The 26,403-nt window shown below is 42.9% G+C and carries 19 protein-coding genes and 3 rRNA genes; 6 read left to right on the forward strand and 16 right to left on the reverse strand.

What is annotated here, in order from left to right:
• Nucleotides 1-27 precede the first annotated feature (27 nt).
• The 4 genes from HQQ94_RS21155 to argC form a co-directional block, all read right to left on the reverse strand.
• Nucleotides 28-1,251: an argininosuccinate synthase gene (locus HQQ94_RS21155; RefSeq protein ID WP_173296276.1), complete on the reverse strand. Its 1,224-nt coding sequence runs from the start codon at nucleotides 1,249-1,251 to the stop codon at nucleotides 28-30.
• A 69-nt stretch (nucleotides 1,252-1,320) separates the two neighbouring features.
• Nucleotides 1,321-2,229 carry an ornithine carbamoyltransferase gene (locus tag HQQ94_RS21160; protein WP_173296277.1) on the reverse strand — a complete coding sequence of 303 codons (909 nt, stop codon included), beginning with the start codon at nucleotides 2,227-2,229 and terminating at the stop codon, nucleotides 1,321-1,323.
• A 105-nt stretch (nucleotides 2,230-2,334) separates the two neighbouring features.
• Nucleotides 2,335-3,123 carry an acetylglutamate kinase gene (argB, locus tag HQQ94_RS21165; protein ID WP_173296755.1) on the reverse strand — a complete coding sequence of 263 codons (789 nt, stop codon included), beginning with the start codon at nucleotides 3,121-3,123 and terminating at the stop codon, nucleotides 2,335-2,337.
• A gap of 20 nt (nucleotides 3,124-3,143) precedes the next feature.
• A complete protein-coding gene (gene argC / locus HQQ94_RS21170) occupies nucleotides 3,144-4,124 on the reverse strand; it encodes an N-acetyl-gamma-glutamyl-phosphate reductase (RefSeq protein ID WP_173296756.1) in 981 nt (326 codons plus the stop codon).
• Nucleotides 4,125-4,385: 261 nt separating this feature from the next.
• Here argC and argE point away from each other — a divergent pair, with 261 nt between their 5' ends.
• The 3 genes from argE (at nucleotide 4,386) to HQQ94_RS21185 (ending at nucleotide 8,862) form a co-directional block, all read left to right on the forward strand.
• On the forward strand, nucleotides 4,386-5,537 hold the full coding sequence (gene argE / locus HQQ94_RS21175) for an acetylornithine deacetylase (RefSeq protein WP_173296278.1): 1,152 nt from the start codon (nucleotides 4,386-4,388) through the stop codon (nucleotides 5,535-5,537).
• Between the two features lie 146 nt (nucleotides 5,538-5,683).
• Nucleotides 5,684-8,320: a phosphoenolpyruvate carboxylase gene (gene ppc / locus HQQ94_RS21180; RefSeq protein ID WP_173296279.1), complete on the forward strand. Its 2,637-nt coding sequence runs from the start codon at nucleotides 5,684-5,686 to the stop codon at nucleotides 8,318-8,320.
• Nucleotides 8,320-8,862 (forward strand): DUF1439 domain-containing protein, encoded by a 543-nt coding sequence (locus HQQ94_RS21185; RefSeq protein WP_173296280.1) that lies wholly within the window; start codon nucleotides 8,320-8,322, stop codon nucleotides 8,860-8,862. The genes ppc and HQQ94_RS21185 overlap by 1 nt, the downstream gene beginning before the upstream one ends.
• A gap of 65 nt (nucleotides 8,863-8,927) precedes the next feature.
• Here HQQ94_RS21185 and HQQ94_RS21190 read toward each other — a convergent pair whose 3' ends face one another.
• From HQQ94_RS21190 to HQQ94_RS21215, 6 genes are all read right to left on the reverse strand, one after another.
• Nucleotides 8,928-10,202, reverse strand: coding sequence for a CinA family nicotinamide mononucleotide deamidase-related protein (locus tag HQQ94_RS21190; RefSeq protein WP_173296281.1), 1,275 nt, complete (start codon nucleotides 10,200-10,202; stop codon nucleotides 8,928-8,930).
• A 472-nt stretch (nucleotides 10,203-10,674) separates the two neighbouring features.
• Nucleotides 10,675-10,790: ribosomal RNA gene (gene rrf / locus HQQ94_RS21195) — 5S ribosomal RNA — on the reverse strand.
• A 167-nt stretch (nucleotides 10,791-10,957) separates the two neighbouring features.
• Nucleotides 10,958-13,875, reverse strand: a 23S ribosomal RNA gene (locus HQQ94_RS21200).
• A gap of 476 nt (nucleotides 13,876-14,351) precedes the next feature.
• Nucleotides 14,352-15,896, reverse strand: a 16S ribosomal RNA gene (locus tag HQQ94_RS21205).
• Together the 16S, 23S and 5S rRNA genes form the textbook arrangement of a ribosomal RNA operon.
• A gap of 677 nt (nucleotides 15,897-16,573) precedes the next feature.
• Nucleotides 16,574-17,443 carry a cation diffusion facilitator family transporter gene (locus HQQ94_RS21210; protein WP_173296282.1) on the reverse strand — a complete coding sequence of 290 codons (870 nt, stop codon included), beginning with the start codon at nucleotides 17,441-17,443 and terminating at the stop codon, nucleotides 16,574-16,576.
• 88 nt (nucleotides 17,444-17,531) lie between these two features.
• Nucleotides 17,532-18,020, reverse strand: a complete 489-nt coding sequence (locus tag HQQ94_RS21215; RefSeq protein WP_173296283.1) for a Spy/CpxP family protein refolding chaperone — start codon at nucleotides 18,018-18,020, stop codon at nucleotides 17,532-17,534.
• Nucleotides 18,021-18,254: 234 nt separating this feature from the next.
• Here HQQ94_RS21215 and HQQ94_RS21220 point away from each other — a divergent pair, with 234 nt between their 5' ends.
• The 3 genes from HQQ94_RS21220 to trmL all read left to right on the forward strand — a co-directional run bounded on the left by HQQ94_RS21220 (nucleotide 18,255) and on the right by trmL (nucleotide 20,905).
• Complete coding sequence (locus HQQ94_RS21220) at nucleotides 18,255-18,938, forward strand: response regulator (RefSeq protein WP_173296284.1); 684 nt, start codon at nucleotides 18,255-18,257, stop codon at nucleotides 18,936-18,938.
• Entirely contained in the window at nucleotides 18,926-20,308 is a 1,383-nt protein-coding gene (locus HQQ94_RS21225; RefSeq protein WP_173296285.1) for an ATP-binding protein, read from the forward strand. The genes HQQ94_RS21220 and HQQ94_RS21225 overlap by 13 nt, the downstream gene beginning before the upstream one ends.
• 129 nt (nucleotides 20,309-20,437) lie before the next feature.
• Nucleotides 20,438-20,905, forward strand: a complete 468-nt coding sequence (gene trmL / locus HQQ94_RS21230) for a tRNA (uridine(34)/cytosine(34)/5-carboxymethylaminomethyluridine(34)-2'-O)-methyltransferase TrmL (protein ID WP_173296286.1) — start codon at nucleotides 20,438-20,440, stop codon at nucleotides 20,903-20,905.
• A 49-nt stretch (nucleotides 20,906-20,954) separates the two neighbouring features.
• On the opposite strand, the gene HQQ94_RS21235 is transcribed toward trmL, so the two are convergent.
• The 6 genes from HQQ94_RS21235 to HQQ94_RS21260 all read right to left on the reverse strand — a co-directional run bounded on the left by HQQ94_RS21235 (nucleotide 20,955) and on the right by HQQ94_RS21260 (nucleotide 26,374).
• The gene (locus HQQ94_RS21235; protein WP_254304119.1) at nucleotides 20,955-21,443 is read right to left on the reverse strand and encodes a hypothetical protein; all 489 of its coding nucleotides are present in this window, start codon (nucleotides 21,441-21,443) and stop codon (nucleotides 20,955-20,957) included.
• 4 nt (nucleotides 21,444-21,447) lie between these two features.
• The gene (locus tag HQQ94_RS21240) at nucleotides 21,448-22,020 is read right to left on the reverse strand and encodes a hypothetical protein (protein ID WP_309247264.1); all 573 of its coding nucleotides are present in this window, start codon (nucleotides 22,018-22,020) and stop codon (nucleotides 21,448-21,450) included.
• A gap of 163 nt (nucleotides 22,021-22,183) precedes the next feature.
• Entirely contained in the window at nucleotides 22,184-23,629 is a 1,446-nt protein-coding gene (locus HQQ94_RS21245; protein WP_173296287.1) for a pitrilysin family protein, read from the reverse strand.
• The gene (locus HQQ94_RS21250; RefSeq protein ID WP_173296288.1) at nucleotides 23,626-24,954 is read right to left on the reverse strand and encodes a pitrilysin family protein; all 1,329 of its coding nucleotides are present in this window, start codon (nucleotides 24,952-24,954) and stop codon (nucleotides 23,626-23,628) included. Before HQQ94_RS21250 ends, HQQ94_RS21245 begins: the two co-directional genes overlap by 4 nt.
• A 166-nt stretch (nucleotides 24,955-25,120) precedes the next feature.
• Nucleotides 25,121-25,759, reverse strand: a complete 639-nt coding sequence (locus HQQ94_RS21255; protein WP_173296289.1) for a class I SAM-dependent methyltransferase — start codon at nucleotides 25,757-25,759, stop codon at nucleotides 25,121-25,123.
• 258 nt (nucleotides 25,760-26,017) lie between these two features.
• Entirely contained in the window at nucleotides 26,018-26,374 is a 357-nt protein-coding gene (locus HQQ94_RS21260) for a hypothetical protein (protein ID WP_173296290.1), read from the reverse strand.
• Nucleotides 26,375-26,403: the final 29 nt, after the last annotated feature.

Genomic DNA, 26,403 nt, shown 5'->3' on the forward strand with positions numbered 1-26,403 from the left:
AAATTCTATAGTGCTAAAACGGGTGAGCTATTTTGTATTAAGCGCTCTAATACGGCTCGCTAATGAATAAAGACGAATGAAACCTTCAGCATCTTTCTGGTTATAAACATTATCTTCACCAAATGTGGCAAACTCTTCGGAATAAAGGCTATTAGGTGAGCGCTTTTTAACAGCTTGGGCCTGTCCTTTGTATAGTTTAATGACCACTTCACCATTCACTAAGTTCGCTAATGGCTGAGATGCACCAAGCAAGGATTCACACAGGGGGGTAAACCAACGACCATCATAAACAAGATGCGCCATCTGGGCCCCAATCTGTTCCCGCCACTCACGACTACTCTTATCGAGTACCAATTCTTCAATGGCACGAAGTGCTGCAAACATCACTGTACCACCCGGAGTTTCATAACAGCCACGTGACTTCATACCAACTAATCTGTTCTCAGTAATATCGATTCGACCAACACCGTGAGCACCAGCAATATCATTGAGCATCATAAGCGCAGCATAAGGAGTCAATGCTTGGTCATTTACTTTGGTGATTCTTCCTTGCTCAATCTCAAGCGAAACATACTCTGGCTCATTGGGCGCCTCTTCAGGCGATACTGTCATGGTCCACACGCCCGCTGTAGGCTCGTTCCATGGATCTTCCAATTCGCCACCTTCATGGGAAATATGCCATGCATTAGCATCACGACTGTAGATTTTAGTCGCTGAGGCTGTTGTTTCTATATTACGTTCGGCAAGATAATCGAGTAAATCCTCACGACTGACCATTTCCCATTCACGCCAAGGTGCTATCACTTGTAAATCAGGAGCAAGAGCGGCGAAACAACCTTCAAAACGAACCTGATCATTTCCCTTACCAGTACAGCCATGACAAACCGCATCTGCACCGACTTTACGTGCAACTTCGACTTGAGCCTTCGCGATAATAGGCCTTGCCATCGACGTACCTAATAAATAAGTGCCTTCATAAATAGCCCCTGTTGCAATGGTTGGATAAATATAATCAGCAACTAACTCTTCCTTAAGATCGACAATATGGCACTCAGATGCTCCTGAAGAAATAGCCTTTTCATACAGGCCTTCCAACTCAACCTCTCCTTGGCCCACATCAGCACAAAATGCAATGATCTCACAATCATCATATGTCTCTTTCAACCAAGGGATAATAGCCGAAGTATCCAATCCACCTGAGTATGCTAGCACGACTTTTTTAACCTTGTTTGCTTTCATTTCTACTGACATCTTTTATTTCCTAACTCTTTAAATTTTGCTCACAAAGTGCCTCTGCGAGCCATGAATAGTGGGGGGAGATTACTGACCTAATAAAGTCACCAACACTGCATTTTGTGCATGCATACGATTTTCAGCCTGTTGCAGTATAAGCGACCCATCACCATCGACCACATCTGCGGTCACTTCAACGCCTCTATATGCTGGTAAGCAATGCATAAAATAACTGGCACCCGCTTGTTTCATCATGGAGCCATTGACTTGATAAGGCTTGAATTTCGCTTTTATTTCATCCAAATCGGTCTCATCGCCCATGGAAATCCAAGTATCTGTGTAAATAGCATCTTGCTTAGCTAATTGTTCAACATCCGATGTGAGTATTAGCTTACCGCCATGTTTAGTCGCTAACGCTTGAGCTTCGACAACAACTTGACCATCAGGAAAATGGCCCGGTGGACAAAGCACTGTCATCGTCGCACCTAAAATTGCTGCACCATACATCAAAGAATGAGTAACATTATTGCCATCCCCTACATAAGCAAGCTTTATTTGACTTAAATCATCAAATCGTTCTGATAAGGTCAAAAAGTCAGCCAATCCCTGACAAGGATGATAAAGATCAGACAGCGCATTAATAACAGGAACCGTACCGTGTTCAGCTAAGGTTTCGATTGTTGAATGTAGAAAAGTTCTCGCCACGATGGCATCCGCCCAACACGAAATATTAGCAGCAAAATCTGATACTGGCTCACGTTTCCCTAAAGCACCATTTTGTTGATCTAAATACAAACAGTGACCGCCTAGCTTATTTATACCAATATCGAAACTGACACGCGTTCTTAATGAAGGCTTTTCAAATAACATCACAACACTTTTACCGTCCAACGCGTGACGATATTGAGCAGGGTTGGACTTAATATTCTTCGCTAACACAAGTAACGCTTTGAGCTGCGCTTGAGATAGGTCTTTAATCGATAATAAATGGTTCATTGATACAATCCTCTAGCTGGTGATGTCACCGAGCTTTTCACTATACATCCCAAAATCACCTTAAAATGCTTAAGATTGCACCTTAACGTCTTTGGTATAATCTTATTAATTAGGTTGGATCTGCGTACCAACACTTTGTCCGTTCAAAAGAGCAATTAATTGTTCTGCACTTCGCCATGAAGCAACCTGCACAGTCTCCCCCATCAGTTCTGCAACATCTAATGCAGCTTCAACTTTCACCCTCATGCCTTTTTCAATCACACCTTTATGTATTAAATCATCGACTTGAGCTCTATTTAGGCTATGAATTAACTGGCCTTTACCATCGAGAACACCTGATACGTCCGATAGTAATATCAACTGGGCATCAACAAGTTTAGCGAGTACTGTTGCCGCTTGATCTGCATTGACATTGAGCTGCTGGCCACGGTCATCGATGGCTATCGAACTCACTATGGGTAACCAACCTTGAGATAAAATAAACTTGAGATAAGTTGCATTTTTAGGGCTAACCTCTCCCACAAAACCCAGATCAGCATCTTTAATTTTAGCCGTTACCGTATCACCGTCACCTAAGCTCATACCGATAGCAGCGACTCCAGCTTTGATCGCAGCAGCTTGTAATAACTTATTTGAGGTTCCAGCCAGCGCGCCAACGATCACCGGAATTTGTTCAGCAGGAGTGACTCGTAATCCATTGAGTTTTTGAGTCTGCATCCCATTTACCGTCAGCTGTTCATCAACCAAGCAACCACCACCATGGACTAAAATGAGTTGCTGTCCTTTAGCGATCATTTTAGCTGCGGTATCCATCAATCTTGCCATGCCCATTTCACACTGCAGTAGAGCACCGCCAACCTTTATAACCAATGTTTTATTATTTTTTTTCAGCATCATCGACTCGCTTATCTAATTTAATATTTAAAATGAATCTTTATGCATTGGTGGGCTTGACTTGCTGCCCCCTTCATCAAATTATCAATCGCACTCGCAACAACTAAATAACCAACCTTAGGATCAAACTTCCATCCAAGGTGACAGTTTGGCGTATTCGTCACATCATCAATCTTAGGAAATTGGTTATGCTTAACGGTGATAAGTGGGGCAGTATCATAAATGGCATAAGCTTTTTTGATATCCTCATCAGTAACGCCAGCCTTAAGCTGCACAGTTATCGTGGCTAAAATACCACGTTTAAAGTTACCTAAATGGGGAGTAAATATCACTTCCTGACCCAGCTGGGTGGCGATCTCTGGCTGGTGCCTATGACCCAGTACGCCATAAGGACTCAAACTCACTTCACAAAAGCTGGTATTTAATTGTGCCTTTCTGCCAGCCCCCGTAACCCCACTGACAGCATTGATAACAGGTAAAGCTGATGTTAACAAAGCACTCAAAGGTTTAAGTGCTGTTAATGATGCCGTGGGATAACAACCCGGAACGGCGATCATTTTACTATTGGCTATGTCAGCCGCATTCCATTCAGCTAAACCATAAATAGCATGAGATAATACATCAGGGTAATCATGCTCAAACCCATACCATTTTGGATATTGTGCCTTATCTGAAAATCGATAAGCACCACTGAGATCAAATACAGTTAAACCTTGCTCGAAAAACCAAGCCGCTAAATGTAAACTCACGCCATGATCAGTTGCAAGTACAACACCATCAGCTTGTTCAACAATCAGTGCTTTCGCTTTATCAGACAGAGGAGACAAAGACAGTGAAATATGACTATATGCAGGATAGAGACCTGACAGAGGTTTGCCCTTATCTGCACTATTTTCTGATACATACAAACCTTGAATCACTAAATTTTCATCAGCATCAATGAGTGAGGTAATTTGTGCACCCGTGTAACCACTGGCACCAATAATCGCAATGCTTTTCATAATCAGTAACTTCTTCATTAGGGGTTAATCATTTAAAATAAAAGAGGGGCAAACTTAAGCCTAGTAGAAATACCACTTTTGACTGTTTATCGTCGCAGGAAGTTTTTACGTATCGCTTTAATCATACATTTTTGTTGTAGGTGATTCATTTATACTCTCAATAATGACATTGTATTCTGGTGCTTATCCTAGCACTTTGATAGACTAACACAATAAACTAATTATGCAATATATTTGAATATGTATTTCAGTGGGATATTTATGAATTCATTCGCAGATCTAAAAAGTAATTTTAGCCAATTAATTGCCTCTCCTTCAATAAGTGCACTTGAAGAAAATCAAGACATGAGTAACCAAGGCGTTATTGACCTCTTGCAAACTTGGTTTGCAGAAGTAGGATTTACATGTACAGTTCAGCCTGTTGAGGACTCCCGAAATAAGCATAATTTAATTGCTACCTTCGGCTCAGGTAAAGGTGGGTTACTGCTGGCAGGCCATACCGATACCGTCCCTTTTGATGAAGGGCGTTGGAGCCAAGATCCCTTTACCTTAACCGAAAAAGACAACCGCTGGTACGGTCTAGGCACCTGTGACATGAAAGGGTTTTTCGCTCTCGTGCTTGAGGCCATTAAAGATATGCCACTGGCTCAATTTAAACGCCCACTTCATATTCTCGCCAGTGCAGACGAAGAGACAACCATGAATGGCGCAAAAGCCTTCGCACAGAAAAAGTCTATCGCACCTGATTATGCCATTATTGGTGAACCTACCAGCCTTAAGCCTGTATATATGCATAAAGGTCATCTCGCCCAAGGGATCCGAGTCATAGGTAAAAGCGGTCATTCCTCTGATCCTGCTAAAGGTATTAATGCCATTGAAATAATGCATCAAGTCATGGCACAGCTACTCAAACTTAAACAACATTTAGCAGATAATTATCGAGAAGAAGCGTTTAGCGTACCTTACCCTACGATGAATTTTGGCCACGTACATGGAGGGGATGCAGCAAATCGTATTTGTGGTTGCTGTGATCTTCATATCGATATTCGTCCACTTCCAGGACTTGAACTCGAGGTATTAGAGCAGTTAGTCATCAACTACCTTGCTCCCATAAATGAACAATATCTTGGCTGTGTCACCGTAGCCGCACTTTATCCTGGATCAGAACCTTTTGCAGACAATGCAGAAAATAGCTGGAGTAAACTCGTGGCAGAGCTGTCAGCAAGTGCTCCAGAAGTTGTAAATTATGCCACTGAAGCCCCCTACATCTCTAAGCTCGGATGCCAAACCTTGGTACTTGGACCTGGCAGCATCGAGCAAGCACATCAACCAGACGAATACTTAGAAACTAAATACCTAAACAAAACAGTGGACTTAATTAAACAACTTATCTATCACGCATGCATTAAATAACGAATAGCAGTAACACTTAATACCATCGCCTACCGATAAGTGGTGTAAAACACATAAGTTCACAATATCTCACACGCCAATATTGACCTTGACCATCAAGCCTAGGTATTGTGATAGATTAAGGTTAATTTTTTACTGGAGCGATAATGGCAGATATGTATGCGTCTTTAAGATCCAACGTCGGCACCTTGGGGCAAATCCTTGGTGAAACTATACGCACAAACTTAGACGATGCTTTTCTTGATAAAATTGAACAAATTCGTCAACTCGCTAAAAGCTCAAGACAAGGCGATGAAGCATCACGTGCAGAAATGCTTAAACTGCTTACAGCACTTCCTGACAATGAACTCGTTCCTTTCGCTAAAGCGTTCAATCAATTTCTCAACTTAGCTAACATCGCCGAACAGTTTCACACTATCAGCCGTAACTGCGATGAGTTTGTTTGTGTCCCAGATCCTGTAGAGCAACTATTAGGCAGAGTACTAAGCAGTAACATCGAACAAGATAAGATGCTGGAATGCTTACAAAACCTCGATATTGATCTGGTACTGACAGCACATCCAACAGAAATATCCCGCAGAACCTTAATCCAAAAATATTCATCAGTCATCGATAGCTTGACTGCTTTAGAAAACCCACAACTCACTGAGCGCGAGAAAAAGCAACAACACCTTCGGCTGCGTCAACTTATTGCCCAAATCTGGCACACGAATGAGATCAGGCACGAACGACCGACTCCAGTTGACGAAGCACGATGGGGATTAAGTACTATAGAGGTGTCACTGTGGCAGGCCATTCCCGACTTTCTTAGACAGCTCAATGAGCAAGTCGAGAATAAAACGGGTAAGCAGCTCCCAATTGATATTGCCCCAGTTCGTTTTTCAAGCTGGATGGGCGGCGATCGAGATGGTAATCCCTTTGTCACAGCCAAAGTAACCCAAGAAGTACTTAGCAGAAACCGTCATAGTGCAGCTCGTCTATACCTGAAAGATGTCGTCTTACTCGTTAACGAACTTTCAATGGAAGAAGCAAATGATGAACTATTAACATTGACTAATAATAGCCATGAACCTTATCGATATATGCTACGAGAAATCAGGCAGAAGCTAAGAAACACTATCGATTATTTAAATGAGAGATTGGCAGGTCACCAACCTGAGATTAACCTAAGTACTATAATCTGGCATGAAGACGATCTTAAAGCACCTTTAATGACGTTATATCAAAGCCTGACCGATTCTGGCATGAACTTAATCGCGAACGGTTTACTCCTCGATATGCTACGTCGTATCTCCTGTTTTGGTATCCATATGTTAAAGCTGGATATAAGACAAGATGCAGCACGGCACAGTGATGTTGTTGCAGAGCTAACTCGCTATTTAGGCATGGGAGATTTTAGCCACTGGGATGAGAGTGAGAAACAAGCTTTTCTTCTCAGAGAGCTCAGTAGTAAGCGGCCATTGATCCCACCCAACTGGCAACCGAGCGCCGAAGTCACAGAGGTCATCAGTACTTGCCGCCTAATAGCAACTCAACCAGCTCGTGCACTTGGCTCCTATGTGATCTCCATGGCTGCTAAACCATCAGATGTATTAACGGTTTTGTTGCTACTCAAAGAGACTGGCTGCCCCCACCCAATACGTGTTGTGCCATTGTTTGAAACCTTGGACGATCTGAATAATTCAGCTAACTGTATGTCTGCTCTATTTGCCATAGATTGGTACCGTGATTATACCAAAGGCCACCAAGAAATTATGATAGGTTATTCTGACTCAGCCAAAGATGCTGGTGTAATGGCAGCAGCCTGGGCACAATATCATGCCCAAGAAAAACTGGTGAAGATCAGTCATCAAGCCAATATAAAGCTCACTCTCTTCCATGGGCGAGGCGGCACAATTGGACGCGGAGGCGGACCGGCACACGAAGCTATACTGTCACAACCTCCAGGTTCGGTAGACGGACGTATTCGAGTCACTGAACAAGGTGAGATGATCCGCTTTAAGTTTGGCTTACCTAAACTCGCAGTACAAAGCCTAGCACTCTATACCTCAGCGGTAATGGAGGCTACACTACTGCCCCCTCCAGCACCTAAACCTGAGTGGCGGGCATGTATGCTACGACTCGCAAAAGAGTCTGTCGCTGCATATCGAAAAATAGTCCGAGAGGAACCTGATTTTGTTGCCTATTTCCGTGCAGCGACTCCTGAAGTCGAATTAGGTAAATTACCATTAGGTAGCCGTCCAGCAAAGCGTCGTGTTGATGGTGGTATTGAGTCACTACGTGCTATTCCATGGATCTTTGCCTGGTCACAAAATCGCTTAATGCTCCCAGCTTGGCTTGGTGCAGGCGAAGCATTACAAGCGGCCAGTGATAGAGGAGATATGGCACTGCTACAAGAGATGGAACAAGATTGGCCCTTCTTTAAAACAAGAATATCTATGCTAGAAATGGTTTATGCCAAGGCTGAGCCAAACTTAGCTAAGTACTATGAAACTTGTTTAGTTCCTGAAAACCTGCATCATCTTGGTGATGAATTGAGAGCTCGCTTGGCTACTGGCATTAAAGCCGTACTAACACTAACTCAGTCAGAAGCCCTAATGGAGCACACACCATGGAACCGAGAGTCGGTGGCATTACGCAACCCCTACATAGATCCACTTAACTTTATGCAAGCAGAGTTATTAGCCCGTACACGTAAAGATAAAATACAATCATCCAATGTTGAGTTAGCTCTGATGCTAACCATTGCAGGGGTTGCTGCTGGTATGAGAAATACAGGCTAATGGCATTATTACGCAACCTCATCCCTTACATGTTTTTACTACTAACAGGATGTGTTAGTCAATACAGCATCACAGAGAAAGAATTAGCAGGCTATCTTAATGATGAAATCCATTTCGAAGCCAAGGAAGGTAACCAACTCTTTGGGATCGAAATTAGGCTTAATAATATCGATGTAAAGCTAGGACATAAGACTGACACTATGTCAGTCACCGCTGACAGTCTCATTAAAGTTAACAGTCCACTCATGCCATTTAAAGCTGAGATGAAAACCACCTTTGAAGCCAAGCCTTGGTACGATGCTCCAAGCCATAGCATCTATTTAAAGCAGCTTAAACTGGTTAATATCGAATCTAAGCCTAAAGATGTCGGAAAGGCCATTAAACACATCACTCCACAAATGATGACTTTCCTGACTAAGTTCCTAGAAACTCAACCAGTTTACATACTAGACATCTCTAAATCTAATCAAGCTTTAATCGCTGAAATGACCAAAGAAATAGAGGTGCAACCTGGGAAATTAAAACTGATATTTAATAAATAAACTCAATTATATGTAAACTAAATGCAATCAACTTAGTTGATTGCATTTTTTATTTGACTGAAAGATCATTGGCTAAAACGTGAATAAGAGGAGTAATCAACAATAACGGCTTCACCTAACAACTCACGCCTCAGCATGTCATAAGCCACTGCTGTACTTAAAGCCTGCACTAAAGATCGAGAGCGGCTAGGAAACTTAAGCATCTGAGTGTACACACCCTCTTTAGTCGCCAAAGCAATGGCAACTGTGCCTACCGGTTTTTCATCACTCCCACCTTCAGGCCCTGCTATACCGCTTGTGGCGAGCGCATAATCACTGTCTAAAATTCCACGAGCACCTTTCGCCATTTCCTCAACAGTAGTGGTTGATACCGCTCCATAATCCTCTAACGTTTGAGGACTTACACCTAACACTTTCACCTTAGCCTCATTGCTATAAGTAACCAAACCTTGATGAAAGTAAGCAGAACTGCCAGCAAAGGCAACTAAACCGCTTGTTATCATGCCACCGGTGCAAGATTCAGCAACACTCAAACTTAAATTTGAATCAATAAGTTGATGATGAACGACTTTAGCTAACGTAGTGGTGTCTACAGCGACAACGCTATGACCTAATATTTGTCTCACTTCCGCTTCTATTTTTATAAGCGGGTTAATAGCAAAATACCCACGTGCAAATAATTTAATTTCGATATAAGGCATATGAGAGCGGTAACCTAGAGTGATCCCCTCAGGTAAAGAAATCACCTTAAGCTTATCCTCAAGTGCCGATTCACCTTGCCCTAAAGTCAAAAGTTTCTTAACACAAACCGGAGCTGATAGCGGAAATTTACTTTCAACGAAAGGAATAAATTGCTCTTTCACCATATGTTTGAATTCGAAAGGAACACCCGGCGTAAAAAATAACCAAGCACGATTAAATTTAACCGCAAAACCACATGCCGTCCCTACAGGGTTATCAATCATAATCGCTCCCTCAGGTAATAACGCCTGTTTAAGATTACTCACCGGCATCACTCTAGCACTTTTGGTAAACCACGCTTCCAGCTTAGTGCGCCACTCTTTACTCTCAATCAGTGGCACCCCCATTGCCAACGCCATTGCTTCGGTAGAGAGATCATCACTCGTGGGTCCCAGGCCGCCGTTGACCATAATAATATCAGCCTCGGTGCTACGCTCTTTAAATACTGCAATAAGATCTTCCAAACGATCACCCACAGTCATTCGCCGTTGGGACTCAATCCCCCTCTCCATCAAAGCATTGGCAAACCAAGCTGCATTGGTATCAACAATCTGTCCTGCTAATACTTCTTCACCCGTACAAATCATCTCGAGTTTCATTAATCATCCTTAAATTAATATTCAAAAATTTCAGCTAAAATAAGTAATCACTGGACGAATAGCAATACCTATTAACTTTTATCTGGCTAAAACGAAAAAAGCCCGTTGCGTTAGCAACAGGCTTTTTTGATTCTCGTTAAGAGAATTTTGTTTTCACTACTTTCTCTAACAAAGAGTCAAAGTGAAAACGAATTAGGCGCCTGGAAATGACCTACTCTCACATGGGGGTGAAGAAGTAGTGATTTGAATGCATAGCATTCAGCTACTTTGTAACGAGAGGCGGCACTGTCGCTGAACTGGGGAGCCCGCTTAGCGGCGGGTTGACATCGAGGTAGGCATTGCACGTACGTGCTTAAGTGGATAAGCCACCTGCCTAGAATAACATTAGATACGCCAAATGAAGTGTCAAACTATTAACAGTCCAAACGCAAAAAAGCCACCTTAATTAGGTGGCTTCTCTACTTAATTAGGCGCCTGGAAATGACCTACTCTCACATGGGGAGACCCCACACTACCATCGGCGCGATTGCGTTTCACTTCTGAGTTCGGGATGGGATCAGGTGGGGCCACAATGCTATGGTTTCCAGACTAAATTTGCGACTACTTTCAGCTTTTAAAAAGCTAAAGGTAAAAGAATTCGAAAAGCTGTTAAATAAATATAATTGAGTGTAACTTAAATCAAATTGGTATTCTTTTTCGCTCTGTAATCACTCATTAACCACAAACTTCTTAGAAGTAAAACCCATCTGGGTTGTATGGTTAAGCCTTACGAGTCATTAGTACAGGTTAGCTCAACGCCTCACAACGCTTACACACCCTGCCTATCAACGTCCTAGTCTCGAACGGCTCTTTAAAGGGATTAAATCCCTAGGGATGACTCATCTTAGGACTCGCTTCCCGCTTAGATGCTTTCAGCGGTTATCGATTCCGAACGTAGCTACCGGGCAATGCTATTGGCATAACAACCCGAACACCAGCGGTTCGTCCACTCCGGTCCTCTCGTACTAGGAGCAGCTTCCTTCAATCATCCAACGCCCACGGCAGATAGGGACCGAACTGTCTCACGACGTTCTGAACCCAGCTCGCGTACCACTTTAAATGGCGAACAGCCATACCCTTGGGACCGACTTCAGCCCCAGGATGTGATGAGCCGACATCGAGGTGCCAAACACCGCCGTCGATATGAACTCTTGGGCGGTATCAGCCTGTTATCCCCGGCGTACCTTTTATCCGTTGAGCGATGGCCCTTCCATTCAGAACCACCGGATCACTATGACCTACTTTCGTACCTGCTCGACGTGTATGTCTCGCAGTTAAGCTGGCTTATGCCATTGCACTAACCGTACGATGTCCGACCGTACTTAGCCAACCTTCGTGCTCCTCCGTTACTCTTTGGGAGGAGACCGCCCCAGTCAAACTACCCACCAGACACTGTCCTCAACCCCGATTCAGGGGCCAGAGTTAGAACATCAAAACTACAAGGGTGGTATTTCAAGGTTGACTCCATCAGAACTAGCGTCCCAACTTCATAGTCTCCCACCTATCCTACACATGTAGGTTCAATGTTCAGTGCCAAGCTATAGTAAAGGTGCACGGGGTCTTTCCGTCTAGCCGCGGGTATACGGCATCTTCACCGCAATTTCAACTTCACTGAGTCTCGGCTGGAGACAGCGTGGCCATCATTACGCCATTCGTGCAGGTCGGAACTTACCCGACAAGGAATTTCGCTACCTTAGGACCGTTATAGTTACGGCCGCCGTTTACCGGGGCTTCGATCATGAGCTTCTCCGAAGATAACCCAATCAATTAACCTTCCGGCACCGGGCAGGCGTCATACCGTATACTTCCTCTTGCGAGTTTGCACAGTACTGTGTTTTTGATAAACAGTTGCAGCCACCTGGTATCTGCGACTCCCGTCAGCTTAAAGAGCAAGTCTTATCACCAACAGGAGCGTACCTTCTCCCGAAGTTACGGTACCATTTTGCCTAGTTCCTTCAGCCGAGTTCTCTCAAGCGCCTTGGTATTCTCTACCCAACCACCTGTGTCGGTTTGGGGTACGATTCCTACTAACCTGAAGCTTAGAAGATTTTCCTGGAAGCATGGCATCAACTACTTCATCACCTTAGTGACTCGTCATCAGCTCTCAGCATCGCAATTTAATGCGTATTCCCGGATTTGCCTAAGAATACTGCCTACTACCTTAAACGCGGACAACCAACGCCGCGCTAGCCTAGCCTTCTCCGTCTCTCCATCGCAGTTAGCAGAAGTACGGGAATATTAACCCGTTTCCCATCGACTACGCCTTTCGGCCTCGCCTTAGGGGTCGACTCACCCTGCCCTGATTAACATTGGACAGGAACCCTTGGTCTTTCGGCGAGGGAGTTTTTCACTCCCTTTATCGTTACTCATGTCAGCATTCGCACTTCTGATACCTCCAGCGTGGGTTACCCCTTCACCTTCTACGGCTTACAGAACGCTCCTCTACCGCGTACATCAAAGATGCACACCCGTAGCTTCGGTGTATTGCTTAGCCCCGTTAAATCTTCCGCGCAGGCCGACTCGACTAGTGAGCTATTACGCTTTCTTTAAATGATGGCTGCTTCTAAGCCAACATCCTAGCTGTCTAAGCCTTCCCACATCGTTTCCCACTTAGCAATAACTGGGGACCTTAGCTGACGGTCTGGGTTGTTTCCCTTTTCACGACGGACGTTAGCACCCGCCGTGTGTCTCCCGAGTAGTACTCATTGGTATTCGGAGTTTGCAAAGGGTTGGTAAGTCGGGATGACCCCCTAGCCTTAACAGTGCTCTACCCCCAATGGTATTCGCTCGAGGCGCTACCTAAATAGCTTTCGAGGAGAACCAGATATCTCCCGGTTTGATTGGCCTTTCACCCCCATCCACAAGTCATCCGCTCATTTTTCAACATAAGTCGGTTCGGTCCTCCAATTGATGTTACTCAATCTTCAACCTGCCCATGGATAGATCACCGGGTTTCGGGTCTACACCTTGCAACTAAACGCGCAGTTAACACTCGGTTTCCCTACGGCTCCGCTATTCGCTTAACCTCGCTACAAAATGTAAGTCGCTGACCCATTATACAAAAGGTACGCAGTCACGGTTTCTTACCCATAAAGAGTTGAACCGCTCCCACTGCTTGTACGTATACGGTTTCAGGTTCTATTTCACTCCCCTCACAGGGGTTCTTTTCGCCTTTCCCTCACGGTACTGGTTCACTATCGGTCAGTCAGGAGTATTTAGCCTTGGAGGATGGTCCCCCCATGTTCAGACAAGATGTCACGTGTCCCGTCCTACTCGTTTTCATCTATGGTTAGTTTTCATGTACGGGGCTATCACCCTGTGCCGCTGTGCTTTCCAACACATTCCACTAACACCCCATAGACTTAAGGGCTAACCCCCGTTCGCTCGCCGCTACTAGGGGGATCTCGGTTGATTTCTTTTCCTCCGGGTACTTAGATGTTTCAGTTCCCCGGGTTCGCCTCACGACACTATGTATTCATGTCGTGATACATGCTTATGCATGTGGGTTTCCCCCATTCGGATATCGTTAGCTCAAATGCTTGTTACTAGCTCGCCAACGCTTTTCGCAAGTTACTACGTCCTTCATCGCCTCTGACTGCCAAGGCATCCACCGTATACGCTTAGTCACTTAACCATACAACCCACATAGGTTTTTATTCGCTTGCTACTTTGCCCTTATGCGGTGTTACTCAAGTTCGCTTGTCAGTTATGTAGCGTTGCTACATGCCTTTCTCGCTCACTTTCGCGCCTTGCCTAAGACCAAACTCGCTGCGCTAATATTATCTATTGTTCAAACGGGTAGTTTGAACGAGATGTATCGCAACTAATGGTGTTTACTTTCGCCAAAAGAATACTCTTGAACTCATTACCCTAAGGTAAATCATTCCGCACTTGATTTAAGTGTTTGAGAACTCAATTATTTATTTTCGCATTAATGCTATTAACAACAAACAACCTATAACATAAGCCATTCACTGTCCCTTTCACATTAACACTATCAGCTTTCCAAATTTTTAAAGAACAAGCATCACCGTAAAGGCGTGCCACTCGCTCTAACAAGAACAAGTTATCTGTGTGAACACTCAGCAAATATTGAGTTAGTCGTATAGGTAAGGAGGTGATCCAGCCCCAGGTTCCCCTAGGGCTACCTTGTTACGACTTCACCCCAGTCATGAACCACACCGTGGTAAACGCCCTCCCCGAAAGGTTAAGCTATCTACTTCTGGTGCAGCCCACTCCCATGGTGTGACGGGCGGTGTGTACAAGGCCCGGGAACGTATTCACCGTGGCATTCTGATCCACGATTACTAGCGATTCCGACTTCATGGAGTCGAGTTGCAGACTCCAATCCGGACTACGACCGGCTTTGTGAGATTAGCTCCACCTCGCGGCTTTGCAACCCTCTGTACCGACCATTGTAGCACGTGTGTAGCCCTACTCGTAAGGGCCATGATGACTTGACGTCGTCCCCACCTTCCTCCGGTTTATCACCGGCAGTCTCCCTAAAGTTCCCGGCATAACCCGCTGGCAAATAAGGATAAGGGTTGCGCTCGTTGCGGGACTTAACCCAACATTTCACAACACGAGCTGACGACAGCCATGCAGCACCTGTCTCTCAGTTCCCGAAGGCACCAAACCATCTCTGGTAAGTTCTGAGGATGTCAAGAGTAGGTAAGGTTCTTCGCGTTGCATCGAATTAAACCACATGCTCCACCGCTTGTGCGGGCCCCCGTCAATTCATTTGAGTTTTAACCTTGCGGCCGTACTCCCCAGGCGGTCTACTTAATGCGTTAGCTTGGGAACCCAGTAACTAAGTTACCAAATTCCGAGTAGACATCGTTTACGGCGTGGACTACCAGGGTATCTAATCCTGTTTGCTCCCCACGCTTTCGTACATGAGCGTCAGTCTTTGTCCAGGGGGCCGCCTTCGCCACCGGTATTCCTTCAGATCTCTACGCATTTCACCGCTACACCTGAAATTCTACCCCCCCTCTACAAGACTCTAGTTCCCCCAGTTCCAAATGCAATTCCCAGGTTGAGCCCGGGGCTTTCACATCTGGCTTAAAAAACCGCCTGCGTACGCTTTACGCCCAGTAATTCCGATTAACGCTTGCACCCCTCGTATTACCGCGGCTGCTGGCACGAAGTTAGCCGGTGCTTCTTCTGCGAGTAACGTCACAGCTAGCCGCTATTAACGACCAACCTTTCCTCCTCGCTGAAAGTGCTTTACAACCCGAAGGCCTTCTTCACACACGCGGCATGGCTGCATCAGGCTTTCGCCCATTGTGCAATATTCCCCACTGCTGCCTCCCGTAGGAGTCTGGGCCGTGTCTCAGTCCCAGTGTGGCTGATCATCCTCTCAGACCAGCTAGGGATCGTCGCCTAGGTGAGCCATTACCTCACCTACTAGCTAATCCCACCTAGACTCATCTAATCGCGGAAGGCCCGAAGGTCCCCTCCTTTCCCCCGTAGGGCGTATGCGGTATTAGCAGTCGTTTCCAACTGTTATCCCCCACGACTAGGCAGATATCTAGGCATTACTCACCCGTCCGCCGCTCGACGCCTGATAGCAAGCTATCTTCGTTTCCGCTCGACTTGCATGTGTTAGGCCTGCCGCCAGCGTTCAATCTGAGCCATGATCAAACTCTTCAATTAAAGTTTTTTTGCTAAACCCCGTTAAGGACTCAGCGGCTCAATGAATTCTGATGTCATTGACAACACTCATAAGAGCATTAACAACGATTGTACATATTGATTCAAACTACGTTCGAATCTATGAACACTCATTCATTGAGAAATTTTTTGACTGCCTCACTTTTTACTAGAAAAAAGAGGCAGTTTCGAATAACTCAATACCTGTGAGTGTCCACACAGATTTCTTGTCTCAAATTGTTAAAGAGCGTTAGTACCAATCTTTCAGATACTGCCGTTAGACGCTAGGTCGTTGGCTTGAGGAGGCGTATTCTACACTCTCCATCGTTGGCGTCAAGCGCTTATTTTAAGAAGATTTTCAATTGACGTTTTCTTGTACACTTTCGTGTTAGGCTACATCAATGAACCACTTAAACCGCTTTTCACCTGACTAAGCTTTCTATTGAAACTCAATCTCTAACACTGCTGCAAGTCCCTTACTCGTTAGCGTTTACGCTATCTCGTTGGCCTGCTGTGCCGTGTCAGTGGTTGCGCATTATAGGGATATCACCGCAGAGTACAAGCGCTTTTTTCACTTAAATATGATGTTTTTTGCAATAGCATCGTTAGCCACATCATACTCACTACTTACCCCCTAACTTATCCACAAAACGTAAATAATAGGTTGATAATCATACTGTTTAGACAGGATCTTGATGGATGATAACTTCAGCATGATCAAATGCAGATCGGATCCTTGCTGCTGTTTTTTCAGCAATCGCATGCGACTCTCTTAAACTTAAAGAGCCATCTATCTCTAGATGGCATTGAATAAAGGTCGTCTTACCTGATGCACGCGTTCTCAAATCATGTATCCCTCTAACCTGTGGGTCTTCTTCTGCTATTGCGACGATTTTTAAACGAACATCATTACCTAATTCCCTATCTAATAATGACTGTATGGAACAATAGCCTAACTGTAATGCTTGCTGCCCAATAAAAATCGCAATGAGAATGGCAAAGAGACCATCAGCCCACCACCAGCCATATTGTGCAAGTACTAATGCTAAAAGCACCGCTGCATTAAGAAAAAGATCTGACTTATAGTGTAATGCATCAGCCTCTATCACTGTGCTTGATGTCACAGCAACTGCTTTTTTTTGTAACAGTACTAATGCGAAAGTCAGTATTATTGCAATAACAGAGACTATTATACCTAATATGGCATGATTAATCGGAGCAGGGTTAATCAGTCGTTCACTACCATGGAATAGTAATAAGCAAGCTGAGCCAAGAATAAATGCAGATTGAGCTAATGCTGCTAAAGGTTCAGCTTTACCATGACCATAGCGGTGATCATGATCTGCCGGAACAATCGCATATCGAATAGCGACAAAATTAACAAGTGAGGCTAAGCCATCAGCAAACGAATCCGTTAGCGATGCCAACATACTTGCTGAGCCTGAATACATCCAAGCTGCCATTTTTATAATAATAAGGGTCAAAGCAGTCACCAACGCAGCGCGACTAGCTAGCTTGACCCAAAAATCGTATTGGGAAGTTTGAATCATAGGACCACATTACTACTAGCTTCTACTTAAGATAGCAGGGGAAGAAGATGATCCTAATTATATCTCAAATAATCTTGAAAGCCGCCCATTAATTTTCAATTTCACCTTCTCTATGATCCGGGCGACTTTTTTGAAATTTTTGATGAAATTTCTCTTTCTGCTCTGCCGTTAACAATTGATAAACCTCATTCTGAACTTTTAACATTGCCACCGCTTTTGACTGTTGATTCTGCTGTCGATGAACAACTAGCATTTTAGCTTGTTCTTCATCAAAATCTTCTCCGCTGATTAAAGCTAACAGCTTAGCTTTATGCTCCACACGTTCATCATGAGATGGTCGATTATCTTTCATCGATAACATTTGATTTTTAATTAACCCCTTAATCTCTAATTTTTGCCCATCAGTCAAATCTAAACCTTTAAACATCTTACGTATATCACCATGGTGACCCATACGATCATGTTTCATATGACACACTTGCTCATAAGTATCATCTCCGGCATACACTGCTGGTGCAGTTAATGCCATACTCGCCACTATGGCAAGCAATCCTGCCTTGAAGGTATTCTTTTTCATCATCCTAGCCTTATCAATTTAAAGGAGAGACTCTCTCGCCATTTTCAGAACCTAGTTTAGCGAGTCCAATGTAAGCTAGGGTTTCAATTTGGTAAAACACTGTAAATATACTGCCTTAGTCAATACGCAAAATAGACATAAGCATCTTTACCTAGACTTACATTGATAAACTGCAATTGACATCTAAAGAGGTATACTCATTCTGTGGGTATGCTGGTTAGGAGCAACGTAAAAATGAACCATATTTTATTAATTGATGATGATTTAGGCTTATCTGAATTATTAGCTCAGCTTTTAGAGCTTGAAGGCTATAAATTGGCATTAGCCCATGATGGGGAAGCAGGCTTAGCATTAGCCCTTGAACATAAGTTCGATCTCATATTACTTGATGTCATGCTACCTAAGCTTAATGGATTCGAAGTATTAAAAGCATTAAGAACCAAGAAGCAAACTCCAGTGCTTATGTTAACGGCTAGAGGTGATGAAATTGATCGCGTTGTAGGCTTAGAGATAGGCGCTGACGATTACCTCCCAAAACCTTTTAATGACAGAGAACTCGTTGCTCGTATTAGGGCTATTATTAGACGGACCAATATTCAACTTGATGAAATGCAAACTAATATACATGAATATGGTGATTTAAAGCTCGATCCGAGTAGACAAGAGGTATACTGTCAGGAAGTTCTGCTCATTTTAACTGGTACAGAATTCGGACTCCTCTTCGAAATGCTACAAAACAGTGGCGAACTTATCAGCAAAGACACCTTAAGTGAAAATGTATTAGGTAAAAAATTGATGCCTTTTGATCGCAGTTTAGACATGCACCTTTCAAATTTACGAAAAAAGCTCCCCGAACGTACAGATGGCCGACCCAGAGTCAAAACCATTAGAGGGAAAGGCTACATTTGGCTTCCATAATATCGCCTAAAAAAATCCCTAACCGGATTTTTATAAAGTTATTACTGAGTTTTTGGCTCTGTAGCTCTGTCATTATTACTGCGGTGGGCTTGCTGCCTTTATTGCAACAGAATCACGATCGCGGCCCTCTTCCTCCTCATTTAAAGGACCTGCTAGTCAGATTTGGCAGTCGTATTAGTGATTCGCCTGAACTGCTTAACACTCATAATCTCAAACATCTTACTCATCGTCGTGACTTCAAAGGCAAACCCATTATTATCTACATAGTCAACGATCAAGGGCTTGTCCTCAATAAGGACAACATTTCTCGGGGCATGAGAAGATTCATGTTGATGGCTGAAGAAGCTAATCAACCTATCAGTCACCAGTTTAAAAACGAGCTATTATTTGGCCCTTACAATTTTGAAGCTGCAGGAAAGCAATACTCTCTATATGGACGATTTGCCGATCACCACCGCCGGCCTTGGTTCTTCTTCTTAGCAGAAAATAAACTACTCACTTTAAGTCTGGCCATAACTTTATCTGGTTTGCTGTGTGGCTTACTTGCCTGGCACCTTGGTAAACCATTACGTACATTGAAACTGAGTGCAGATGCTCTCGCCAATGGCGACTTAACCAGCAGGGTAGATAAAGCAACTATCAAACGAAAAGATGAAATTGGTCAACTCGCTCAAGCATTCAATAGTATGGCTGACTCTGTAGAAAATATGCTCAATAACCAACAAAGGTTGATTAGTGATATTTCCCACGAACTCCGTACCCCTTTAACACGCCTACAACTCGCATTAGCGCTATCGCGTAAAAAAGGCCATGAGTCCACTGAAATAGATCGTATAGGCTACGAAGCTGAGCAACTTGAGCAAATGATTGCAGAGCTGCTTGAATTATCCAAGGTCAAACTTAATGTCAACGAAAGTAAACGACACTTAGGGCTAGCGGAAACATTAGGCCAAGTATTAGATGATGCTGAATTTGAAGCAGAACAACAACAGAAAAAACTGACCATCAATATTGATGAAGAAATAGAACTACCTCATTATCCTAGACCATTATCCAGAGCAATAGAAAACCTGCTTAGAAATGCGATCCGCTATTCAAGCACTGGCGTCTCAATTGAAGCCATTGAAACTACTCATAAAGTGAGTATTAATATTATTGACGATGGCCCTGGTATAGAACACGACCATGATCTTAAAGCTATTTTCAAACCTTTCTATCGACCTCAAAGTGCGCGCGAACGCGAATCTGGTGGATGGGGATTAGGGTTGGCTATCGCCGAAGCCGCAGTATTGGCACACAAAGGGAGCATTACCGCTAAGAATAGAACGCCACATGGACTGCACATATGCATCACTCTACCTAAAAAATAACCCTATGAAGACCAACACAGTATAATATATTGAACGCACTCAGCCGATCCTCCCGAACACTGGCCCAGTGTTTCACGATATCAAGTTTTACAGTATAATCACGGCCCACTATTTATTAGGCACAATCGCATGTTCCATATCGCACTTTATGAGCCAGAAATAGCTCCCAATACTGGTAACATTATTCGCCTCTGCGCTAACAACGGTTGCCAGTTACACTTAATCGAACCGTTAGGTTTTGATCTCGAAGAAAAAAAGTTAAGACGTGCAGGCCTAGATTACAATGACCTCACTCGAGTGACTCGCCATAAAAACTTTAACAGTTTTTTAGAAGCCATGAATGGCAAACGTATTATGGCTTGTACCACCAAAGGAAGTCGTCTCCATAGCGAACTGCATTTTGAAACTGAAGATGTATTACTCTTCGGTCCAGAAACTCGTGGGCTACCCATTGAAATAATTGAGTCATTACCAACAAACCAACGACTTAAAATTCCAATGATGCCAAGCAGCAGAAGTTTAAACCTATCAAATGCGGTCGCGATTATCAGCTACGAAGCATGGAGACAGTTAGAGTTTGAAGGGGCGGTATCGTAATAAAAATACTAAGCTAATGCAAGAAACTGTAATATTAAGGTACTTTATATCAATTGATAAGAGGTATCATCTCGATACCTCTATAGAAAAGATAACCGTCGGTATCATCATCTAAGTATTGTATATTTTGCAACCATAACCAACCATTCTTTTTAAGATCAAATCTAAGTTGAATAAGTGCGGGACGGCTATTCAACTCTCCCTCTCCCAATAATGAATAACTTCCCTTATGATTATAAAGACTAAACTCTTGTGTTTTATCTTCATCAACACCATCAAAATAAATCAAATGAATATTGTTAGTTCGAAATCGGAACCACCAAGTTTCACTCTGCAGACCTTTAACATTAGCGCTCACAGACAAAATCAACTGGCGCTTATCTGCTGAACAAATAGCATCAACATAAGTATGCTTAGGTTTTTGTTTTAGCTTAGCAGAACTCCCTTGCCATTGACCGGCTAACCCAACACAAAACTCAGTAAAATCAGCTTCATCAGCCCATATAGTATGCGGAAATAAAAGACTAAAAAGCGTCACATATTTAAAACAATTCTGTATTATCTTCTGTGGAATTTTCGTTTTGATGCTCCTGTTTATACAATTTCAACGCTTCATGAATCGGCATACCTTTTAGCAGAAGATCGAACATCTGCCTTTCACAGTCAAGAGAATAACTTTCCTGAATACCCTCTCTTAACTTTTCCCAGGCATCAGGAGAACCTCTTTGTTCTTGATTGCTTAGCACATCTTCCATCAACGCCAATCCCATGATCACATGTTGCAGGCGCTGTGAAATACGATCATAAAACTGAAATGCCACCACACCTTCATTGACAGAGTTAGCCAAAAAAGCACCATGCTCAAGCACCTTATCTGGCGTATCACTATGCAGAGACAAAAAACGGTTCACCTCACCCAGATGTTCAGCCATATCCGTAAACAATGCCCCTAAATTAGTCACGTTATGCTCACCATCACTTAATGACAGCTCTATTTGTGCCATCGCAAGTATCAATACTTTTATACTTTCTCGAATATGACACCAATCAACAGCATCATTATTTTCATATGCCTGCATGTTTTTAAACAGACTATCTGAACTCTTTGTGACCACGACTTTCTCCAATGCTTCAGATCTTTGAATAAAGTGTAGAACAGCAAGGTCAAAAGGAAAGGATCGCTAGGATCAAGAAACAATAAAATATCAAAAGGCTTAACGTTAATCCTTAAGCCTTTGATATCGTCAACAGACATCAATCAAGTATATTCAAAAAAGATTATTTTCCGAATCCAACTTGCTTAATATCGACCTGGGTCACCTCACCATAGCCAGCGGCAAGTGTCGCGATTTTATCCGCATTACCAATGAGTACGAATTGAAGATTTTTCTGAGGAAAATACTCTCTAATTAATCGTTTAGCTTCTACTAAATTCAAATTGTTTACGTTCGATTGAAACTCATTGATAAAACGATCATCAAACCGATAGAGGTACATATCAGACAATAAACTGGCCAACTGTCCATTCGTTTCAAACTGAGGAGGAAATTGCCCCTTTACATAAGCTTTAGCCGAATCCAAGGTTGCCTGATCAATTCCTTTTTCCCACAATCGAGCATAAGTTTTTAAGGCCAAATCAATGGTTTCTTTGGTTGTCTCAGACTTAGTGAAAGTACTGATCCTAAAAACACCACCTTCAGCATAAGGAATAAAACCTGAACGCGCTCCGTAGGTTAAGCCTGCATTTACCCTAAGTTCGTCATTAAGCCATGAAGTAAATCTGCCTCCTAGGATAGTATTGATCACTGTCAAACTAACATAATCAGGGTTATCTCTGGCGATCCCTTTACCACCGATAAGCAAGGTTGTTTCTATCGCGTCGCTTTTATTGACTAACAACACATGACTTGTAGACAGTGCTGGTTGCGTCGACTTAAGCTCGACTTTAACAATCGGATCGGCATTGTTCCACTGACCAAAAAGTTTATCCAAACGAGATTTCATCTGAGCCACATCAAAATCACCGACTAAGGTGATTGCGGTATTCGACGGTTGATAATAACGATCATAAAAATTTTTCAGTTGAGAGACATTAATCTCAGCGAGAGAAAGACGGTTACCCGAGCTGCTATTGCCGTAGGGATGTTGCCCAAATATCAATTTATCAAAATAATGACTGATCACTGAACGTGGGCTTTCCTTAGCTTGAGCAAGTCCAGCTATCTCGCGTTGACGCAGTTTAGCAAATTCTACCTCATCAAAACTCGGAGACAAAAGGAGACTCTGAACTAAAGGTAACATCACATCACTGTCTTTGACCATAAAGTCAGCACCTAAGTAACTCCCCTCTTTCCCAGCATCGGTGTAGATAGAAGCACCAAGGGAATCAACCATAAGTTCTATCTCAGTTTTACTTTTTCCATTAGCCCCTAATAACAAACTTTTTACTGTCATACCAGCCACTCCTGCGGCAGTATCATTAACAGATCCCACTCTTACAACAGCATTGACTGTTATCAATGGCACTTCTTTTTGCGGCATCAAATAAAATGTTAAGCCATTTGCTAATACATACTTCTCATAATCAGGAATAGCAAAAATACTAGTCTTATCAGGCTGACTTGGAACCGTATGCACACACGCCGATAACACCAATGTACACGCTAAGGTCACTGCTGCAATCAACTTATTTGAACGACTAAAGAATTGAATTAACGTATTCATTTATCAGCTTCCTCTGTGGCGGCTAAAACAGCAACGGTGCGATTAGCACGGCCTAGGTAAGTTTGTGCGACACGTTGCACATCCGCTGGAGTCACTTTGTCATACGCTTGTGGTGCACTAAAAAGTTTATCGACACTACCAAAATAGAGTTCATAGGTGCCGATAATATTAGCCTTGCCGTTAATGGTCTCCATCGAATGATAAAAATCCATTAGTTTAATATTTTTGACCTTCTCAAGCTCTTGCTCTGTCACGCCATCACGAGCAATTCTATTTATCTCATTCAACAAACTAAGTTCTAATTCTTTAGCTGTCACCCCTGGACTCGCCACTCCCATAACATACAGGAGGTTAGGATCAAAAGTCATTGGCAGATAAGTTTCAACTTCTAAGGCTAACTGCTTTTCAACTAATCCTTGATAAAGACGAGAACTATTGCCCGCCGACAATACTGAAGATAAAAGATCTAACGCATAATAATCTGCATCAGATGTCGCCGGAACATGATAAGCCAACATCACATTAGGGGTACTCGCCGATGTTTTTTGTACAAAAACTCTACGTTCACCTTTTTGCTGCGGCTCAACCGTTCTGACCTCTTTTGGTGGTGCTTGAGCTGGAATAGGAGCAAAATATTGATCAGCTAACCTTTTCACTTCTGCCAACTTAACATCACCAGCAATCACAACAACCGCATTGTTAGGGGCATAATATGTTTTATGATATTGAACTAAGTCATCTAATGTCCATGCAGCAATATCTGATTCATGACCAATCACAGACCAACTATAGGGATGAGCCCTAAATGCTGCTCCCTTTAACTCTTCTTCAAGCGTTCTCCAATTAGAATTCTCCAATCCGGTTGTGCGCTCAGATGCAACAACACCACGTTCACTGTCAACCATTTTGGGATCAATATCTAAGTAAGCAATTCTGTCGGCCTCAAGATCAAATATGGTCTCGATTGCATTTGAAGGAAACCAATCGGTGTAGACGGTAAGATCTTCTGTGGTATAGGCATTATTAGCACCACCTGCCGCTTCCATGGTGCGATCAAACATTTTTGGCGCATATTTAGCAGAACCATTAAACATCATATGTTCAAAAAAGTGAGAAATCCCCGTGATCCCAGGCACTTCATTCCGTGAACCCACTTTCCAAAATAAATACATATTAGCATTGGGGATCGAATCATCTTCCAACACCATTATTTTCATACCATTATTTAGGGTGAAGCTGGATATATCCTTTGCCTCCGTCGCTTGCGTGACTGGCGAAGCTAATAATAACCCCGTCATCATCAGCCTTATTAATCTGCTGCCCATTTACTATCCCTTATTCATTGTTATTATGTTTGAATCTGATACCGATTAAAATTCAAAACACTATAAGAAAGTATGTCATGGATAAAATCAAGCTAAAGAAGGGGATAACTTTGTAAGCAAATGCAGATGAGTTTTAGCTTTGCCACAAAAAAGCTGCTGACTAACACTATATTCGCTTATGAAAAAAAATGACATCAGAGTCAATGACCTCTAATCGCCAACCAAAATACAGCGCTATCCACTCAAAGGTTTCAAGAGCATAAAAGCAAATATGAGTCGGATCATCTTTGTAATACCACTGGCCAAACAATGGCCGCGCTACGACCCATTTGGTCATAATCGCTAAAATAGAACTGTCATTAAGTAAAGAATCAAGACGCTTTAACAATGCGTGCGGATCCGCAATATGCTCTATCACCTCCGTCATAGTGATAAAATCATAACGGCATGCTAAATTTTCAGGCACATTATGATAGTACAAATCAAAATTCTGCATAAAAAAACCAGCTTCTGCCGCCATAATACTAATTGTAGGACCTGAGCCACAACCGAAATCTAACCCTACAGCTTTAGCAGGAAGTTGAGCCAATAAAGGATAAACCGCTTTCCCCAAAAAATGCCGATATCGACTGTCATCTGGTTCATTTCGATGCTGATCGTACGTGGTTTTTTCTTCTTCCACAGATAAAAAATATGCGTTAGGCACTGTCACTAGCTGGCAATTTAGGCACCTCAAATAAACTCGCTTTTTATCTTGGTAAAAATAAGATAAAACATCACACTCACATAAAGGGCATCGGCTCAAAATGTTTTCTACCTCTATTAAGGTCAGTTGATCTTTTATACAAAACAGAACTTGTGTAGCCTCGTTATTCTACACAAACAAGTGACAACCCAGTAGCAAGGGCCAACAAAGCTTGCCTTAAGACTCATTTCAATGGCTTTATTGCTGTGTTGCAGGCTTTTTGCTTAACTCATTACCCTCATTCCCCAACGCCTTAAATTATATCCATTGAGATTGAGCAAAATTCAATCTCGAAAGGTAAAAAAACCTAAATAACCGCTAAGATTTGGGTATTTTGTGTTTTTGAGTTGCAGCTTCTTTGGCTTCCCTAAGATATTTATCTTCTCGAGATCCTCGCTCATTAAACTGTTTTTGTGTCTTCTCTTTCTGCTCTAATTCCCAATCACCCGCTCCTTGATTTTTTAAAATTTTATTTTCACGTTCTTGTGTCTCACCAGCAGCATCACGGGCTTTTTGTAACTGTTCTAACTCAGTTATTTCAAACTGCTTACCTGCAGTGGCAGTCACTGCTTTACTTACTCCTTCCTCAGCCAGTAAAGCAGTGGAATAGAGCCAGCCTAAAAAAATAACCACTGATAAAAATTTAATCGTTAATCTATGCCCTGAAAATCCCATTTTTATCTCCTCATTTTTGCTTAAAAAAT

Origin of the sequence: Shewanella sp. VB17 (assembly GCF_013248905.1) — a bacterium.
In the GTDB taxonomy this organism is placed as follows: domain Bacteria; phylum Pseudomonadota; class Gammaproteobacteria; order Enterobacterales; family Shewanellaceae; genus Shewanella.

What these genes read in the sequence shown, in the direction of transcription:
- HQQ94_RS21155 (WP_173296276.1), bottom strand. Translation starts at nt 1,251, where the DNA reads ATGTCAGTAGAAATGAAAGCAAACAAGGTTAAAAAAGTCGTGCTAGCA.
- HQQ94_RS21160 (WP_173296277.1), bottom strand. Translation starts at nt 2,229, where the DNA reads ATGAACCATTTATTATCGATTAAAGACCTATCTCAAGCGCAGCTCAAA.
- argB (WP_173296755.1), bottom strand. Translation starts at nt 3,123, where the DNA reads ATGCTGAAAAAAAATAATAAAACATTGGTTATAAAGGTTGGCGGTGCT.
- argC (WP_173296756.1), bottom strand. Translation starts at nt 4,124, where the DNA reads ATGAAAAGCATTGCGATTATTGGTGCCAGTGGTTACACGGGTGCACAA.
- argE (WP_173296278.1), top strand. Translation starts at nt 4,386, where the DNA reads ATGAATTCATTCGCAGATCTAAAAAGTAATTTTAGCCAATTAATTGCC.
- ppc (WP_173296279.1), top strand. Translation starts at nt 5,684, where the DNA reads ATGGCAGATATGTATGCGTCTTTAAGATCCAACGTCGGCACCTTGGGG.
- HQQ94_RS21185 (WP_173296280.1), top strand. Translation starts at nt 8,320, where the DNA reads ATGGCATTATTACGCAACCTCATCCCTTACATGTTTTTACTACTAACA.
- HQQ94_RS21190 (WP_173296281.1), bottom strand. Translation starts at nt 10,202, where the DNA reads ATGAAACTCGAGATGATTTGTACGGGTGAAGAAGTATTAGCAGGACAG.
- HQQ94_RS21210 (WP_173296282.1), bottom strand. Translation starts at nt 17,443, where the DNA reads ATGATTCAAACTTCCCAATACGATTTTTGGGTCAAGCTAGCTAGTCGC.
- HQQ94_RS21215 (WP_173296283.1), bottom strand. Translation starts at nt 18,020, where the DNA reads ATGAAAAAGAATACCTTCAAGGCAGGATTGCTTGCCATAGTGGCGAGT.
- HQQ94_RS21220 (WP_173296284.1), top strand. Translation starts at nt 18,255, where the DNA reads ATGAACCATATTTTATTAATTGATGATGATTTAGGCTTATCTGAATTA.
- trmL (WP_173296286.1), top strand. Translation starts at nt 20,438, where the DNA reads ATGTTCCATATCGCACTTTATGAGCCAGAAATAGCTCCCAATACTGGT.
- HQQ94_RS21245 (WP_173296287.1), bottom strand. Translation starts at nt 23,629, where the DNA reads ATGAATACGTTAATTCAATTCTTTAGTCGTTCAAATAAGTTGATTGCA.
- HQQ94_RS21250 (WP_173296288.1), bottom strand. Translation starts at nt 24,954, where the DNA reads ATGGGCAGCAGATTAATAAGGCTGATGATGACGGGGTTATTATTAGCT.
- HQQ94_RS21260 (WP_173296290.1), bottom strand. Translation starts at nt 26,374, where the DNA reads ATGGGATTTTCAGGGCATAGATTAACGATTAAATTTTTATCAGTGGTT.